A 15,976-nucleotide genomic window follows, 5' to 3' on the forward strand; every position below is an offset into this window, starting at 1 on the left:
CTCAGCCGTGATTGTTCTGAAGTTGGTCCTTCATCACTTTGCCGGTGGCGTTCAACGGCAACTCGTCGAGGAACTCTACATACCGGGGCACCTTGAATCCGGCCATTCGCTGGCGGCTCCACGAAATGAGGTCCTCACTCGTGATGCCGTCGTTACCCTTCACCACGACGAACGCCTTGCCCACCTGACCCAACCGCGCGTCGGGAACACCGATTACCGCGGCCTGCGCGACGACGGGGTGCTCCAGCAAGAAGCCCTCGATCTCTGCGGGATAGGCATTGAAGCCTCCAACGATGAACATGTCCTTTTTGCGGCCGACTATGCGCAGCCGGCCCGAGGCGGTGAAACTGCCAAGGTCCCCCGTGTGCAGCCAGCCGTCGGCATCGATCGCTTCTGCCGTGGCGACCGGGTCGTCGAGGTAGCCCTGCATGACGCCATAGCCACGGACGAGCACTTCTCCGTCTTCGGCGATGCGCACCTCGACGTCCTCGCACGGCAGTCCGGCGGTGGTGGCGACGTCTTCGAACGAATCGCCGGGGCGAGAGAGCGTCACGTTGCCGGCCTCGGTGAGCCCGTAGCCGGTCATCAGCGACTGGAATGGAAGTTCATCGTGTATCCGGCGAACCAGCTCCACCGGGATGTCGGCCGCGCCCGTCACGGCCGCCCGCAATGTCGCGAGCTTGTCTTTGTCCGCAACGGCGAGAAGCGAGTGATACAGCGTCGGCGGTCCGGGCAGCATCGTGATGCGTTCGCGCTCAATTAGTTCCACGACCCGGTTGATGTCGAACGCTGCGACCGGGAGCATCGTTGCGCCTCGGAGGAAGGAGGCAATCAGCCCCGCCTTCAAGCCGAAGGTGTGGAAGTACGGGTTGATCATCAGGTACCGGTCGCCCTCGCGCAGGTCCGCGAGGGTCGCCCATTCCTCGTACATCCGCAGCGTCTGAAGGTGATTCATCCTGGCGCCCTTGGGCCTGCCCGTCGTGCCAGACGTGAAGATGATGTCAGAGATGTCGTTGCCGCTGACCTCACGGCTAAACGGCTTACCGCTGCAGAGAAAGTCCGACTTCAGGTCGATCACCGGCACGCCGGCCGGTACCGAGTAGTCAAGGCCGAGGAAGTCCTTCTGAACCAGCACCGCCTTGGCGCCGCTGCGGCCGATGATGTCGGCCGCTTCGTCGGGCTTGAACCGGGTGTTAACGGGTACGAGCACGCCGCCTGCGGTCAGCAAGCCGAAGGCCGCGATGATCCACTCGGCGGAGTTGGGCGCCCAGACCGCGACCCGCTCCCCCTTGTCGATGCCGAGATCCGCGAACGCGCCTGCGGCACAGCGGATCCGGTGCGCCAACTCGGTGAAGGTCAAGCGCAGCGGGCCATCGACGACGGCTTCCGCGTCATCGAAGCGGTCCGCTGCGCTCAAGACCATCTCGGGGATGGTCTGCCAGGGTTGGCTGGCTGTCACACCGTGACGAGCCGAGATAGGTTGCCGCCCATGATCTTCGCCTGGTCGTCGAGGGACAGATGCTCGAGCGCGGTCACATAGTGGGTTGGTTCCGCCAGGCCCTCAGGGTGCGGCCAGTCGGAGCCGTAGAGCACCTGGTCCACGCCGACCAGGTTGATCAGGTCGTCGATGCCCTCCTCGTAGAACGGACTGACGTGGATGCGGTTCTTGATCTCCTCGATCGGGTTACCGGGGAAGGCCTCGGGCGCCTTCTTGTACACCTCGGCCATGGAATCCAGCAGCGGGAACATCCACTTCGACCCGGCTTCGACGATCGCGACCTTGAGCGTCGGGAACCGGAACAGCGCACCGTGAATCACCCACGAGGCCACCGCATCCTGGATCGGGCGCCACTCGTTGAGGATGGACATCGCATTGGTCTGGAACGGCAGCATCTCCTGGGCGGCGCCATCCCACTCGGACGTGTAACGGGAGTAGCCGCTGTCGCTGGAATGCATGCCGATCAGCACGTCGTACTCGACGCACTTCTGCCAGAACGGGTCGAACTCGGGCAACGCGAACGACCGCGGTCCGCGGAAACCGGGGACCGGTGCCGGACGGACCAGGATGACGCGCGCACCGCGCTTGACCGCCCACTCCAGCTCCTCGATGGCCTTCTCCACGATGGGCAGAGTGATCACGGGGGTGGTGAAGATGCGGTTCTGATAGTTGAAGCCCCACACCTCGTCGAGCCACTGGTTTAGCGAATGGATGAGGACGTGGATGGCGACCGGATCGTCACGCAGCCGCTCTTCGATCAGGCTCGCCAGCGTCGGGAACATCAGCGTGCGGTCGAGGCCCAGTTCATTCATGAGTTCCAGGCGCGGACCGGGCTCGAAGAACGCCGGGATGGATCTCATCGGCTCGCCGAAGAGCTCGCGCTTGCTCTTGCCGTCGGGATTGCCGAACTTGAAGTACTCCTCCCAAGCACCCGGCTTGGCGACAACCGAGAAGGTGGGGTTCGGGATGTAGTTGCTGATCTGACCGCGTATCGCGATCTTGGTGCGCCCATTGACCTCGACGTACTGAACGACGTCCTTGTACTCCTTGGGGAGGTACTTGGTCAGCGCCTCCGGCGGCTCGTAGAGGTGATTGTCCGCATCGAACAGCGGAAACGGGATATCGACTCGGTGCGAAAGTTGCCCCATGAAACACTCCTTATCCTCTTGCGAGAATCATATTCTCGCTAGCTGCTCAACGCAATATTCTGCCTGACCAGGAACTTCTGCACCTTGCCGCTCGCGGTGCGCGGAAAGTCGTCGACCTCGTGGAGTTCTTCCGGCCATTTCTGGGCGGCCATGCCCGCGCGCTTGAAATGCTCGCGCACCTCGTCGATGGTCGGCATCGCATGACCCGGCTTGAGACGTAGCACCGCTGCGGCATGCTCTCCCAGCCGGGCGTCCGGTGCGGACACCACGACGGCCTCGGCCACAGCCGGCATCGCGAGCAGGACCTCCTCCACCTCCAGCGCGCTGATGTTCTCGCCGCCGCGGATGATGACGTCGGCCTTGCGGTCGGTGATGGTGAGGTAGCCGTCCTCGTCGAGCACACCCACATCGCCGGTGCGATACCAGCCGTCGTCGTCGAAGGCCTTGGCCGTCAACTCCGGATCCGTGTAGCCCAGGCACAGATCGGGGCCGCGGCTGAAGATCTCGCCATCGGGCCCGAGGCGGATCTCCACGCCTGGCCGCGGATTGCCGTCGGTGTAGAGCCGCTTGGCCTCCGGCGCGGTCGGCGAAGAACCGGTGATGGACGGGTGCTCGCTGCTGCCGTAGGAGCGGAAGACGAACATGCCTAAGTCGGCCAACCGCCGCGTGACGGATGCGGGGACGGTCGATCCGCCAAGGCCGACGGTCGTGAAGTGCTTCACGTGCTCTGGGGTGCAGTCGGGATGATCCAACACGCTGGTGACGAAGTAGGGCGGACCCCCGCCGATCGAAAGACCGTCGCGCTCAATGAGCTTGAGCACCAAGCTCGGATCCCATACGTCGCACAGATCGATGGGTGCGCCCTCGAGTACCGGAATGAGGAATGCGCCCAGCATGCCGATGAAGTGACCGACCGGGGTGCCGGTGAGCTGGCGGCCACGGTCGGCCGGGTAGTTCTCCAGCAGTTGGCGTGTCTCGAACCCGAGCGTCTGATGGCTGTGGACGACGCCTTTGGGGTTGCTCGTGGTGCCGGACGTGAACGCGATCAACGCCGGACTCGAAGGGTCCGCCGGGATGGTTCCCGCCATCGGCTCGTCGTCGAGGAGGTCGTCGAAGTCCTTACCCACCAGTGCGACGATCGGGACGTCGGCGCACAGGTCGGGCTGGAACTTCATCCGACCGAACTCTTCGGCGGTGATGAAGACGCGCGGCTTCGCCGTGCCGAGGATGTGGGCCAGTTCCTTGCGGCCGTAGAAGTGAACGATCGGCACGATCACCGCTCCGAGAAAGGCCGATGCCCAGAAGACGACCGCGGCTTCCATCCAGTTTGGCAGCTGGATGGCGATCACATCGCCGGACCCGACGCCGCGCGCCCGCAAGCCCGCCGCGAGCCTGCGGGCGCGGAGCTCGACGTCACCGAAAGTGCCCGTGAACGGCCGCACTGCCGAGTGCACACAAAAGCCGGCGTCGGGCCGTCCCTGCAGGCCCCGCGCGACGAGATCGCCGAGGGTTTCCTGCGTCCACCACCCCTCGTCCTCATAGCGTTTCTTCAGCTCAGCAGGGATATTTCGCATGGAATCCGCGGCACCTCCGGTTCGAACGCGATGCTATTCTCCGTAACTGAGAATGCCAATACCGCAGACGGAGAACGCTTGATGGTGGACCTTGAGTTCGACGAGGGTTTGGCGATCGTCACCATCGATCGGCCACACGCCCGCAACGCCATCTCGCTTGAGACGATGGGCCAGCTGGAGAAGGCGCTCGACGGCGCGGAAGGCGCGAGCGCACTCGTCGTCAAAGGTGCGGGCGATCGCGCCTTTGTCTCAGGCGGCGACCTGAAGGAACTGGCTGCCCTGCGCACCGAGCATGAAGCCGCGGCGATGGCCTTCCAGATGCGCTCCATCTGCGATCGGATCGCGAGCTTTCCGACACCCACCATCGCGGTGCTCAACGGTCATGCCCTCGGCGGCGGCGCCGAATTCGCGGTGGCGGCCGACATTCGACTGGCCGCAGACGACATCAAGATCGGCTTCAACCAGGTGGCGCTGGAGATCATGCCCGCATGGGGCGGCGCCGAGCGGCTGGTCGCACTGGTCGGTTACAGCAAGGCACTCTTGCTGGCGGGCACCGGCACGGTGCTCGACGCCGCCGAAGCCGAGCGAATCGGCTTGGTGGACAAAGTGTTTCCGCGGGACTCGTTCGACGAGGGCTGGCGCACCGTCACCCGCCTGCTGGCCAAGCGCCCGGCGGGAGAGATCAAACGTGTGATGCGCGGGGTGCCGACGACGGAAGCCGTCGCTGCCTTCGCACGACTGTGGGTGTCGGACGAGCACTGGGCCGCCGCCGACAAGGTGATGAAGCGCAGCAAGTGAGCTGACCGCCGCCGAAATGCATTCCAGCAGAACGGTCTAGCCGTTGCTGCCGGCGCTGCCGTTCGCGCTGCCAGCAGTGCCGGTTGCAGTACCGCCCGCCCCGCCAGCACCGCCTGGGGTACCGCCGTCACCGCCGTCACCGCCGAACGCCTGCCCGCGCACAGGGTTCAAGGCGTCGCCGCCCTTACCGCCGTTGCCTCCGGCGCCACCGTTGGACCCACCGTTGCCGCCAGCGCCGCCGTCGCCGCCATTGGCAACGGGATTGGTGATGCCACTGGCACCGGTAAAGCCGCCCGCGCCGGCCTTGCCGCCGCTGCCGCCGGTGCCACCGTCGCCACTCCCGAAGTTGCCACCGTTACCGCCACTGCCCCCGGTGCCGCCGGTTGCGTTCCCGTCCGCGAACACGCCGGTCGCGAAATCTCCTGTGGCGCTGTTGGCGTCGCCGCCGTCGCCGCCCTTGCCGACCCCGGCGAGTCCGCCATTACCGCCGTTGCCGCCGACCGCGTCGCCGGCAAAACTACCGACACTGTGGCTGCCGTCGCCACCGTTACCGCCGATGCCGCCGATGCCGCCGTCGCCGCCGCTGCCGCCATAGGCCGTGGAGCCGACCGAGGTCGTCACTGCGGTGACGCCACCGTTGCCCCCATTGCCGCCGTTGTTGCCGGTGTTGCCCATCACGCCATTACCACCGTCGCCGCCGTCCCCGGCCCTGGCGTCACCATTGGTGGTGGCGGCACTGCCGCCGTTACCGCCATTGCCGCCGCCGGCGACACCGGGGCCGCCGAAGGTGCCCCAGAAGCTGTTCCCGCCGTTGCCGCCGTTGCCGCCGGTCGCAGGGACTGACAGCGAGTTGTCCACGCGCTCGCCGTTGACGAGGACGATGTTGCCGGCGTCGCCGCCGTTGCCTCCATCGCCGCCCCTGCCGATATACGTGCTGCCGCCGTTACCACCATTACCCGCGACGCCGATCAGCGGGTCGGCGTCGCCGCCGTTGCCGCCCTTGCCGCCGTGACCGTAGAGGAAGGCGGATCCGCCGTTGCCGCCGTCTTGGCCGATCCCGCCGTCGACGCCGTCGCCGCCGTTCCCGATGAGCAGGCCACCGAGTCCGCCGTTTTGGCCCGGCGTCCGGCCGCTCGCGCCGTTGCCGATGAGGATGCCGCCGTTCGCACCGGGCCTGATGGCGTCGCCGATGAGCCAGCCACCCGGCCCGACCGCGTTGAGCGGGTTGGCCAGGATCTCGCCAGGCAACGACACCAAGCGGATGACCAGCACATCAAGGCTGGTCAACGCCGCGGCCCCGCCCGTGCGAACGGCCGCCGGGGCGAACGAGCGGTCGGCACCCCTCGCGCCGGCCAATGAGCAGAGGATGTCCGTGGAGGCGCACGAGGCTGCGATTCGATCGGTCGGCAATGGGCTCGATTGATCCGCCAACACCACCGTGGCGCTGACGAGTCGTGGCGGCGTCGGCGTGCCGTGCTGCCCAATCGCCAACGCGACGCCTGTCGCGGCCAGCGCTCCGATGGTCACGGTCGACGCAAGAACCCGCTTTTGGCCTTGGGACTGCTTGCCATGCTTGTCCATGATCAACCCTTCCCTGAACCCGCGATTCGCTGACAGGTCACTGAGTACTTGCGAGGAACTATTTGAGAACGTAAGGCTCCTAGGACCCCATGGCTGGGGTAGTGCGATACCCCAGTGCACCCGACGGCCTACGCCACCACGGGAGTTCGCCACCGGATTTGGTATTGGGGTAGCGAATTACCCCAGTCATTCGACGGCGTCAGCGGCACGCTTGGACCGTGGCCAGTGACGCGCAACGGGACCGCCCCCTCGAGCAGTTGCCACTGCCGTATGCGACCGCGTTGCGGTTACGCAATGCGGGGATCGCCGACGAGGTCATCGCCGACTGCGTTGGCGTAGAACTCGACGCGCTCCCGACGTTCATGCAGGTGGCATACGCGAAGCTGCGCACGGCGTCCCGCGAAACCTCGAGCTGACCGCGTTCGCTGCACGGCACACCGGTACTTGGCGCCGGTGTTTGCCCGATGACCGAGTGGCGCACCGCCGGGCGGTTAGAATTTGCCAGTGATCCGCCAGTGGCCCCTGGTTGGGCGATCGGAGGAACTCGCGATCATCGCCGAGGCCACTCGCGCACCCGGTGATCGCGCCCGCGGCATCGTGCTGTCCGGCAATGCCGGCGTCGGCAAGACCCGAGTAGCCCGCGAAGCCGTCCACGCCTGCGGGCCGCGCACCGCGCGGCGGCAATGGATCGTCGGTACCGCATCCGGACGCACCATCCCACTGGGCGCGTTCGCCTCCGTCGCGAGCGATTTCGGCCCCGACCCGCTCCGTCGCGTACGCGAAGTCATCGACGGACTCGTCGGCGACAAAGTAGCCGGCGAGGTGATCCTCGGCGTCGACGACGCCCACCTGCTCGACGAGCTGTCCGCGTTCACCGTGCACCAACTCGTCACCCGCCGACTGGCCACCGTCATCTTGACCATTCGCTCCGGAGAAACGCCCCCAGACGCCGTCACCGCGATATGGAAGGACCAACACCTCCAACGCCTCGAACTGCAACCACTCGCCCTGGCAGAAGTCACCCGACTCGTCGAACACGTCCTCGACGGACCTGTCCACTCCGCTAGCGCACACCGCCTGTGGCAGTACACCCAAGGCAATGCGCTGTACTTACGCCACCTCCTCGAGAATGAGGTGAAAGCGCAACGGATCAAACAACACTCGGGCGTATGGCTGTGGGATGGACAACCGAAACTCTCACCAACCCTGAAAGAATTACTCCAAGCCCGGATGGCCGATGTGCCCGCGACCGTCTGCGACGTGCTCGCCGCGCTGGCCGTCGCCGAGCCACTGGAGTCCGAAGTCCTGGAATCCATCGCCGACGCCGACGCGCTGGCCGAGGCCGAGACACTCGGCCTCGTCACCATCGACTCCGACGTGGAGCCCGCGACGGTGCGGCTGACGCACCCGCTGGTTGGCGAGGTTGTCCGCACCGACTCGATGCGGTTGCGGCGACTGCGTGGGCGCCTCGCCACCACACTCGCCGAGCGGGGCTCAACCGATCCCCGAGACGTGGTCCGCCATGCCGTGCTCGCCATCGGGTCCGATCACAGTCCGGCTCCGGAGCACCTGCTCGCGGCCGCGGGCTCGGCGATGCAGCTCGGGGATCTGAGGCTTGCCGAACGGCTCGCGGAGCGCGCGGTGGGCGCCGGGGGCGGACCGGAATGCAAACTCCTGCATGCGATGGCAATGACGTGGCAGGAACAGGGCGCCGCTGCGGAGTCCATCTTGGCCGAGCTAGCCAACGAAACATCCGGACCGGTGCGCGCACAGATCGCCATCCTTCGCGCGATCAACTTCGCCGTCGTGCTTGGTCACGTGACAAGCGCCGAAGGCGAACTCGAGCTGCTGCCCGACGACGATCCCGCCGTGATGCCCCTGAAACAAGCGTTGAAAGCACTAATTGCTTTGGTGCGCGGCAACCCCCAGGCCGCGGTCGCGGCGGCCTCGACCGCCGATGCCGAATCCCCCGGTCACGACCTGGCGCACATGCTGACCATTTGGGTGCGGGTGGCCGGATTCGCCGACCTCGGGCGCATCGACGAAATCGGACCCCTGGCGGACGTAGGCTACGCGGTCGCCAATGAATCTCCAGAAGCAGCGCATTTGCGGCAACCGCTGGCGCTGCTGCAGGCATATGGTTACCGGTTCGCGGGTGCATTGACCGACTCTGACGCCGTGGTCGCCCGGATCCGTCGCGACACCATCGACGTCCCATTCGAGGAGTCGTGGCACAGTCTGCTCGTCGGCATGTCTGCCATGAGTCGCGGCGCTCTGGACCACGCGCAGCGTTCGTTGCGAGAAGCCATTGCCTATTTGGGAACCGGCGACAGCGGCCGCATAGTGAAGTCCTTCGCTCGATCGTGGCTTGCGACAGTGACCGCGATGGCCGGACGAGCCACCGACGCACGCCGTGAATTCGATGCCATCGAATGGTGGGCCGAAGATCCCGACGCCAGCATGACGGACGGTGAACGGTCGATGACGCAGGCTTGGGTATGCGCAGCTGAAGGCGCTGTCTCCCAGGCAATCTCGATCACCAGCAGTGCAGCATCCAGGGAATTCGAGCGTGGCCGACCCGCGTGGGAGGTGGTGCTTCTGCAGGCGGCGACGCAATTCGGTGACCCCACCACCGCCACCAGGCTGGCCGAGCTCAGCGCCCTGGTGCAAGGCCCCCGCGCATCCGCCGCTGCCGCCCATGCCGCCGCCCTAGCGGCGACGGACGGTGACGCACTGCTCGACGCATCCCGCCAGTACGAAGCGTTCGGCGACCGCATCGCCGCCGCCGATGCCGCAGCCCACGCCGTGGTCGCCTACCAACGAACCGAACTACGAGGCGCCGCGATGAACGCCTCCGCCATCGCCCGACGGCTGGCCGCAGAATGCCAAGGAGCCCAAACCCCCGCAATGCGGGCAGCGATGACAGTTCAACCGTTCACCGACCGTCAACGCGAAATCATCTCCCTTGCCGCATGCGGACTCTCGAACAAGGACATCGCCCACCAACTCACCATGTCGGTCCGCTCCGTCGAGGGACACCTGTTCCGCGCATCGCAACGGGTCGGAGCCAACAACCGCGAACAGCTCATCGCAATGTTGAATGGAGCGCCGGCGACGGACACGTGACGTGGGCTAGCGGTCGGGGCTAGGTGCCCATTTCGCGAATGGGATCGGTACCGTCCCAATTCGCAGCGGTGTCGCGGATGAACTTCGCGCTGGCCGCTTGCGCTTCGGTGAGCTCTGAGATCTCGACGATCGTCGCTGGACTGTTCGGCGGCTCGACATACGCGAATCGCACGCCGAAACCCTCGCCGCCGGACCACACGACCGGCCAGTCGGCCTCCTCGACGGCTTTCATAGTCGTGTCGAAATCCTCTGCCCAATAAGCCAACTGGTGATAGCCCGGGCCATTGGCCGCGAGGAACTCGGTAAAGATGCTGGGCGTGTCGTCATGCTGGCAGATCAGCTCGATCTGCATCTCGCCGCTGTTGGACAACGCCAGCGACAACGTGGTCTCGCAAGGTTCGCCGCGATAGCGGGCGCTCATCGGCAGGCCGCGGATGACGAGCCACGGGCCGACGCCCAGCTCGACCCAGCTCGCCAGCGCCTTGTCGAGATCGGTGACGACATAGCCGATCTGACGAATGGGGCCGGGAAGGACGCTCATGCTTCTCCCGTCGGGTGGACTACGACGCGCGGCGGGCCTTGCGACTTACGCGCCTGGTCGATCGCAGCGGGCACGTCGTCGAGGCCGATCACCTTGCCGATGCTGGGCAGTGGGTCGAGCCTGCCCTCGACGACCGCGTCGAGCGTCCCGTACCAGTCGACCGGATGCGGGCCGCCGCCGAATTGGATCGTGACGCCCTTGTGAGTGGCTGCCGTGACCGACACCGAGTCGCTGCCGTGCCAGCCGCCCGCCGCGAACAGCCGTGCCATGAACTCGCACGACTCGATGATGCTCGCAAGCAGGCCGGGTGCGCCCACGCATTCGAAGATCACCTGCGGCTTCTGAATTCCGTTGTCTCTGGCCACTTCCCGCCACACCTCGTAGGGTGAGCGCTCGGCTGGATTCACCAGGACGTCTGCGCCGAACTTCTTGGCGAACTCGAGGCGTTCGGCGCTGTAGTCCGACACGATGATCGGGCCGACGCCGCGTGCAGCGAGTGCCGCTACCGCGGACAAGCCGATCGCGCCCGCGCCGATGACGAGTGGCAATTCGCCAGGTCCGATGGCAGAACTGCGAACGTAGAACTCCCCCACCGCGAATGCGTCGACGACAGCGACGGCGTCGTTGGGGACGCCGTCGGGCACCGTGCGCGCAAGCACTTCCGACACGAGCATGAGTTCGCCGAACGCCCCCGGCGCATCGGGATCGTGTCCGATGACATGCGGTTCGGCGCCGTGCCGGATCAGCAGGGGCAGGCTGGTGACGCGGGATCCTATCGGGAAGTCATCAGAGCAGTCTGGGCCGTGACCGACCACCTCGCCGATGAACTCGTGGCCCATGATGGTGTCTCGATCGGAGTCCCACACGAAGCGCGGCGCGGAATTCGGATGATCCATGTAGTGCACGTCCGATGCGCATATCGCGGCAGACAGTGGGCGTAGGAGCAGCTGGCCGGATCCGGGTACGGGATCCGCGGTTTCGCGAACGTGCAGCGCGCCGTCTCGCAGAACTACTGCGCGCATCTCAGGTGGTCGTCTTGGACGCGAAATCCAGTGAGGCAGCGCTCATCATCTCCACCAGCGATCGGCGGTCGATGGTCCAGATCGCTGACGCGGCCGCTCGGTTGTTGTCGCCGACGACGTGTACAGGTCCGTTGCCGATGTTCTCGATGATCTCGCGCGCCACGTCCTCTGACAGCATGTGCATCGCCGGGTCGTACTCGATGCCCATACGCTGAAATGCGGGTGTGTAGGTCATGCCGAGCGGGGTGCAGCAGACGTCCACCCCGTGTGCGCGCAGCTCCGACCACAACCCTTCGGCGAAGTTGTGCTGAAACGCCTTGACCGCCGAATAGACCGCCAACGTCGCCGAACCCGCGAGGCAGGCCAGCGATGCGACCAGCACGATGCCGCCTCGGCCGCGCTCCCGCATCGCGCTACCGAAATGGTGCACCAGGCTGACTGGCCCGATGCAGTCGAGCTTGATCTGCTTGAGCGAGTACTCCACTTCGGTATCCAGGAAATTCGTCACCCGGTCCGACGCGCCGGCGTTGTAGATCAGCAGCCCGACGTCGATGTCGTCCGTGGCCGCGGCCAGGTTGGCACCCGCATTCTGATCGGTGAGGTCTTGGACGACGACGCGCGTCTGCACCCCGTGCGCTTCCCGCGCCCGGCTTGCGACCTCGTCGAGCAGCGCGCCGTTGCGTGCGACAAGCACCAGATCTAGTCCACGCGAGGCCAATTGGTCGGCCAGGGAGGCGCCGATGCCCTCGGATGCGCCGGCAATGACGGCCCACTGGCCGTACTTCTGCACGAAGTCGTCGGTCACGATTGAGAACCCGCTGCCGCGCCTGCGTGCACCCGCGCGATGCTCGTCGTGCGACGGGCAATGCGCCAGCCATCGGACGTCCGGACCAGCTCGTCGTCGTAATGCCCCAGGGCCTCAACCCAACTGGCCGCATCATCCGGGATCGCCTGGAGTACGGCATGGACGTACGAACGTGCCGTCGCGCGCTCACCATCGACGGCAATGGCGAAGTTGGCCAGTCGGTGATAGGTCGGGCCCATCGCGTTGTGAAGCTGCTCCATCAAACCGGTGATCGCATCAGCGCCCGAGTACCGGCCGACTTCGCCGTAGTCGACGTCGACGTCCTCGGTCCAGCAGGTGCGCAGCAGTGCCCAGTCTTTGAAATCGATTCCGGTGGCGTAGCGGACCAGCACCTCGGCGATCTGCTCTTTGTCGGCGTCCACACGGCGAGGCTATTCGATAAGTTAGACTCGGGTCAACTATGAAATCTATGGGAAAGCCTTGCAGGTGAGTGAGCTAGCACGCCGCTCGGGTGCTGACCAAGGTCAGCGTCGGGCGTCGTTCCAGCAGGCCCGTTCGCACGTGACCAAACAGGCCCTGGTGCAAGCAGCGATGGCGTTGTGGCGCACGAACGGATATGCAGGCACGACAGTCGCCGACATCTGTCGAGCCGCGGGTGTCTCGAAGGCGTTGTTCTACTTCTACTTCCCTCGAAAAGAAGACGTGTTGTTCGAGGTTGGCGTCTTGTCCACCGACGCCGCGCATCGCAAGGCCGTTGAGCTCTTGGAAAAGCCCTATGACATCGCGGATGTCATCACCGCGGTGCTGACGAGCCTGGAAACCACGATGCGCGCCAACCCGCCCGAACTCCTCATCGAGGCGATCCTCGAGGGCTATCGGCAGGCTTTGGCCGGCCATGATCACCTGGAGAGGACCTCGGTGATCTTTGCGGAAGTGTTCAGCCGTGCACAGCGTGACGGGAAGCTACCCGCCCACGTCGACGTGGCTCACCTGGCGAACGTCGCGCAATCATTGATCAGCGAGGGCGCCAGGCACTGGGCGGCGGGCGCGTATGGAGAGCGCTCCTTCGCCGAGGTCGTCGGGCGCGACATCACCGCCCTCGTCGCGGGCTACAGCGCAGCCAGCGCAGCGTCGTAGTCGGGTTCCTGGGCGATCTCGGGCACCAGCTCCGTGTACGCGACGTTTCCGTCCGCACCGATCACCACGATGGCCCGGGCAAGCAGTCCGGCCATCGGGCCGTCGACGATCGTGACGCCGTAGTCCTCGCCGAAGCCGTCGCGGAACGCCGATGCCGTCTTGACGTTTTCGATTCCCTCCGCGCCGCAGAATCGGTTCTGCGCGAATGGCAGATCCTTCGAGATGCACAGAACAGCCACCCCGTCCGCGGCCGCGCGCTCGTTGAACGTCCGAACACTCGTCGCACAAACAGGTGTATCGATCGACGGGAAGATGTTGAGCAACACGGGAGTGCCGCTGAACTGCGAACTGCTCAACTCACCGAGGTCCGTGCCGGTCAGGGTGAAACCGGGAGCCGGCGACCCGACGGCAGGCAATTCGCCGACTGTGTTGATTTGATTTCCCCGCAAGGTGATCTGCGCCATGCGCTCAGTCTGTCAGGACGGCACAGAGGCCGCACAACGGGATCGGCTCCCGTCCTATCACTGCACCGAACCTGACACGTGAGTGCGATGTTCGACGGCGGCCTTGATCTTCGCCAGCGTCGTCTTCATTCCATCGAGCATCTCGTCGTCGAAGCTGTCCTCCCCACCGAGGATGTGCGCGACGATCGTCTTCGAAAACCAGGACGTGCCGTCCTGCGGAACCAAGCGGCGTTCGATGAGTTTCGATCCGGTTTCGGTCGCGGTGATTTCGAACAACCAAACGCTGTCGTTCGTCAGCGTGCGAAATGCGATCGCCCGGCCCGGTTCATAGCGGTCGACCTTCGAGGCCGTCGGCCAGAACTTGTGCCCCTGCCGGTTCATGTTGATCGTGTAGGCGCCTTCACGCAGCGTTCCCAACACCCGCATCCAACGGCACTGGGGACTCCATTCGGGCATCCGCTTCAGGTCGGAGATCACGCTCCAGACGCTGTCGGGCGAGGCGTCGATGTCGACACTCGCGTCGAGATTCTTCTTGGTCATGACTCTCCCTCCAGCGGGTAGCGACGACCATACTCACCGACCGACTGGTCGGTCAATAGACGATCGCGAGGGTGCAGCTCTGCCCAGTCCGTTCTCTCTAGACGAGAACGCCATTTCCGGTTATGGTCAGCGGCATGGCAAAAGCGCTCGCGCCTGAGATCTCGACGTGGCCAGACGAGAATCCACAGTTAAAAGGAAGCACCTGCGGCAGCTGCGGGGCGACGACGTTCCCTGTGCAGCAGCGCTGCCCGAAATGCAGTGGTGCGGACATGTCGGAGGTATTGCTCCCCCGCCGCGGAACGCTCGTCGCGTGGACGACTCAGGGCTTTCCGCCGGGGCCGCCGTACAAAGGCCCGACGGGTAAGGATTTCGTTCCGTTCGGCGTCGGCTTGGTCCAACTCGACGATCTGATCCGCGTCGAGGGCCGGCTGACCGAGAACGATCCGGCCAAGCTGAAGTTCGGCCAGGAAGTCGAGCTGACCATGGTGCCGTTCACCACCGACGACGAGGGCGACGACATCATCACCTTCGCCTTCCAGCCGATCTAGAGAGGATCCCGCAAATGACGAACGACGTGGCCATCATCGGCGTGGGACTTCATCCATTCGGCCGGTTCGACAAGACCGCCATGGAGATGGGCGCCGACGCGATCCAGGCTGCGCTGGCCGACGCGGGCGTGCAGTGGAAGGACATCCAGTTCGGCTTCGGCGGCAGCTATGAGGTGTCCAACCCCGACGCGGTGACGCGGCTGGTCGGCTTGACCGGCATCCCTTTCGCCAACGTCTTCAACGCATGCGCGACCTCGGCCACCGCCATCCAGCAGACCGCCGACACCATCCGGTTGGGAAAGTACGACATCGGTATCGCCATCGGGCTGGATAAGCATCCGCGCGGCGCGTTCACCGACGATCCCGCCAAGCTGGCGCTGCCGCAGTGGTATGCCGAGAACGGCCAATTCGTGACCACGAAATTCTTTGGGATGAAGGCCAACCACTACATCCACAAACACGGCATCTCGCAGGCGACGCTGGCCAAGGTCGCTGCCAAGAACTTCCGCAACGGCGAGTTGAACCCGAATGCGTTCCGGCGCAAGCCGATTTCCGAGGAAGAAATCCTCAACTCGGCAGTGCTGAACTACCCGCTGACCCAGTACATGTTCTGCGCGCCCGACGAAGGCGCGGCCGCGGTGATCATGTGCCGCGGCGACATCGCGCACAAATTCACCGATAAGCCAGTCTTTGTGCGAGCCACCGAGATCCGTACGCGGACGTTCGGCGCCTATGAAGTGCATGCGACGTCGGCGCCACTGGACGAGGACTCCTCCCCGACCGTGTACGCGGCCAAGGCTGCCTATGAGGTCGCGGGAATCGGTCCTGAGGACGTCGATCTGGCGCAGTTGCAGGACACCGACGCCGGCGCCGAGGTCATCCACATGGCCGAGACCGGACTATGCGCCGACGGGGAGCAGGAGAAGCTGCTGGCCGACGGCGCAACCGAGATTCACGGTTCGCTGCCGATCAACACCGACGGCGGGCTGATCGCCAACGGCGAGCCGATCGGAGCATCGGGCTTGCGCCAGGTGCACGAACTGGTGCGCCAACTGCGCGGCGAGGCAGGCGACCGGCAGGTGCCCGGCGATCCCCGGGTGGGGCTGGCACAGGTGTATGGCGCACCGGGCACCGCGTCGGCGACAATATTGTCGCTGTAGAGCTGGATTGCCGATTCGGCCCCCAATGCGAAAA

At 65.4% G+C, this 15,976-nt stretch carries 16 protein-coding genes; 6 read left to right on the forward strand and 10 right to left on the reverse strand.

The annotated features are described in order from the left end of the window. Position 1: 1 nt before the first annotated feature. Genes ACWW36_RS28440 through ACWW36_RS28450 form a run of 3 tightly spaced genes read right to left on the reverse strand, consistent with a single transcriptional unit; the run spans position 2 to position 4,220 of the window. Entirely contained in the window at positions 2-1,459 is a 1,458-nt protein-coding gene (locus tag ACWW36_RS28440; RefSeq protein WP_456139247.1) for a FadD3 family acyl-CoA ligase, read from the reverse strand. Further along, positions 1,456-2,646 (reverse strand): amidohydrolase family protein, encoded by a 1,191-nt coding sequence (locus tag ACWW36_RS28445; protein ID WP_456139248.1) that lies wholly within the window; start codon positions 2,644-2,646, stop codon positions 1,456-1,458. The genes ACWW36_RS28440 and ACWW36_RS28445 overlap by 4 nt, the downstream gene beginning before the upstream one ends. Before the next feature lie 38 nt (positions 2,647-2,684). Then, positions 2,685-4,220 (reverse strand): AMP-binding protein, encoded by a 1,536-nt coding sequence (locus tag ACWW36_RS28450; protein WP_456139249.1) that lies wholly within the window; start codon positions 4,218-4,220, stop codon positions 2,685-2,687. Positions 4,221-4,301: 81 nt separating this feature from the next. Between ACWW36_RS28450 and ACWW36_RS28455 the strand changes: the two genes are divergently transcribed. Next, on the forward strand, positions 4,302-5,018 hold the full coding sequence (locus ACWW36_RS28455; protein WP_456139250.1) for an enoyl-CoA hydratase/isomerase family protein: 717 nt from the start codon (positions 4,302-4,304) through the stop codon (positions 5,016-5,018). A gap of 36 nt (positions 5,019-5,054) precedes the next feature. On the opposite strand, the gene ACWW36_RS28460 is transcribed toward ACWW36_RS28455, so the two are convergent. Further along, positions 5,055-6,599 (reverse strand): PE family protein, encoded by a 1,545-nt coding sequence (locus tag ACWW36_RS28460; protein ID WP_456139251.1) that lies wholly within the window; start codon positions 6,597-6,599, stop codon positions 5,055-5,057. A 218-nt stretch (positions 6,600-6,817) separates the two neighbouring features. Here ACWW36_RS28460 and ACWW36_RS28465 point away from each other — a divergent pair, with 218 nt between their 5' ends. Beyond that, complete coding sequence (locus ACWW36_RS28465) at positions 6,818-7,015, forward strand: hypothetical protein (RefSeq protein WP_456139252.1); 198 nt, start codon at positions 6,818-6,820, stop codon at positions 7,013-7,015. Positions 7,016-7,103: 88 nt separating this feature from the next. Continuing rightward, on the forward strand, positions 7,104-9,725 hold the full coding sequence (locus ACWW36_RS28470; RefSeq protein ID WP_456139253.1) for a LuxR C-terminal-related transcriptional regulator: 2,622 nt from the start codon (positions 7,104-7,106) through the stop codon (positions 9,723-9,725). A gap of 19 nt (positions 9,726-9,744) precedes the next feature. Here the strand turns inward: ACWW36_RS28470 and ACWW36_RS28475 are convergent, their stop codons facing one another. Genes ACWW36_RS28475 through ACWW36_RS28490 form a run of 4 tightly spaced genes read right to left on the reverse strand, consistent with a single transcriptional unit; the run spans position 9,745 to position 12,515 of the window. Next, positions 9,745-10,266, reverse strand: coding sequence for a VOC family protein (locus ACWW36_RS28475; protein WP_456139254.1), 522 nt, complete (start codon positions 10,264-10,266; stop codon positions 9,745-9,747). Then, positions 10,263-11,288, reverse strand: coding sequence for a zinc-binding dehydrogenase (locus ACWW36_RS28480; RefSeq protein WP_456139255.1), 1,026 nt, complete (start codon positions 11,286-11,288; stop codon positions 10,263-10,265). The genes ACWW36_RS28475 and ACWW36_RS28480 overlap by 4 nt, the downstream gene beginning before the upstream one ends. A gap of 1 nt (position 11,289) precedes the next feature. Next, positions 11,290-12,093 (reverse strand): SDR family NAD(P)-dependent oxidoreductase, encoded by an 804-nt coding sequence (locus tag ACWW36_RS28485; RefSeq protein ID WP_456139256.1) that lies wholly within the window; start codon positions 12,091-12,093, stop codon positions 11,290-11,292. Beyond that, positions 12,090-12,515, reverse strand: a complete 426-nt coding sequence (locus tag ACWW36_RS28490; protein WP_456139257.1) for a nuclear transport factor 2 family protein — start codon at positions 12,513-12,515, stop codon at positions 12,090-12,092. The genes ACWW36_RS28485 and ACWW36_RS28490 overlap by 4 nt, the downstream gene beginning before the upstream one ends. Positions 12,516-12,654: 139 nt before the next feature. Between ACWW36_RS28490 and ACWW36_RS28495 the strand changes: the two genes are divergently transcribed. After that, positions 12,655-13,230 (forward strand): TetR/AcrR family transcriptional regulator, encoded by a 576-nt coding sequence (locus tag ACWW36_RS28495; RefSeq protein ID WP_456139258.1) that lies wholly within the window; start codon positions 12,655-12,657, stop codon positions 13,228-13,230. On the opposite strand, the gene tpx is transcribed toward ACWW36_RS28495, so the two are convergent. Together tpx and ACWW36_RS28505 are read right to left on the reverse strand one after the other, a co-directional pair. Then, complete coding sequence (tpx, locus tag ACWW36_RS28500; protein ID WP_456139259.1) at positions 13,203-13,694, reverse strand: thiol peroxidase; 492 nt, start codon at positions 13,692-13,694, stop codon at positions 13,203-13,205. The two genes, ACWW36_RS28495 and tpx, sit on opposite strands and share 28 nt — an antisense overlap. A gap of 57 nt (positions 13,695-13,751) precedes the next feature. Beyond that, positions 13,752-14,234: an SRPBCC family protein gene (locus tag ACWW36_RS28505; protein ID WP_456139260.1), complete on the reverse strand. Its 483-nt coding sequence runs from the start codon at positions 14,232-14,234 to the stop codon at positions 13,752-13,754. A gap of 134 nt (positions 14,235-14,368) precedes the next feature. Here ACWW36_RS28505 and ACWW36_RS28510 point away from each other — a divergent pair, with 134 nt between their 5' ends. Then, positions 14,369-14,782 (forward strand): Zn-ribbon domain-containing OB-fold protein, encoded by a 414-nt coding sequence (locus tag ACWW36_RS28510; protein ID WP_456139261.1) that lies wholly within the window; start codon positions 14,369-14,371, stop codon positions 14,780-14,782. Positions 14,783-14,796: 14 nt separating this feature from the next. Further along, positions 14,797-15,942 carry a thiolase family protein gene (locus tag ACWW36_RS28515; protein ID WP_456139262.1) on the forward strand — a complete coding sequence of 382 codons (1,146 nt, stop codon included), beginning with the start codon at positions 14,797-14,799 and terminating at the stop codon, positions 15,940-15,942. The last annotated feature ends 34 nt before the right edge of the window (positions 15,943-15,976 follow it).

This window comes from Mycobacterium sp. MMS18-G62 (assembly GCF_053877835.1).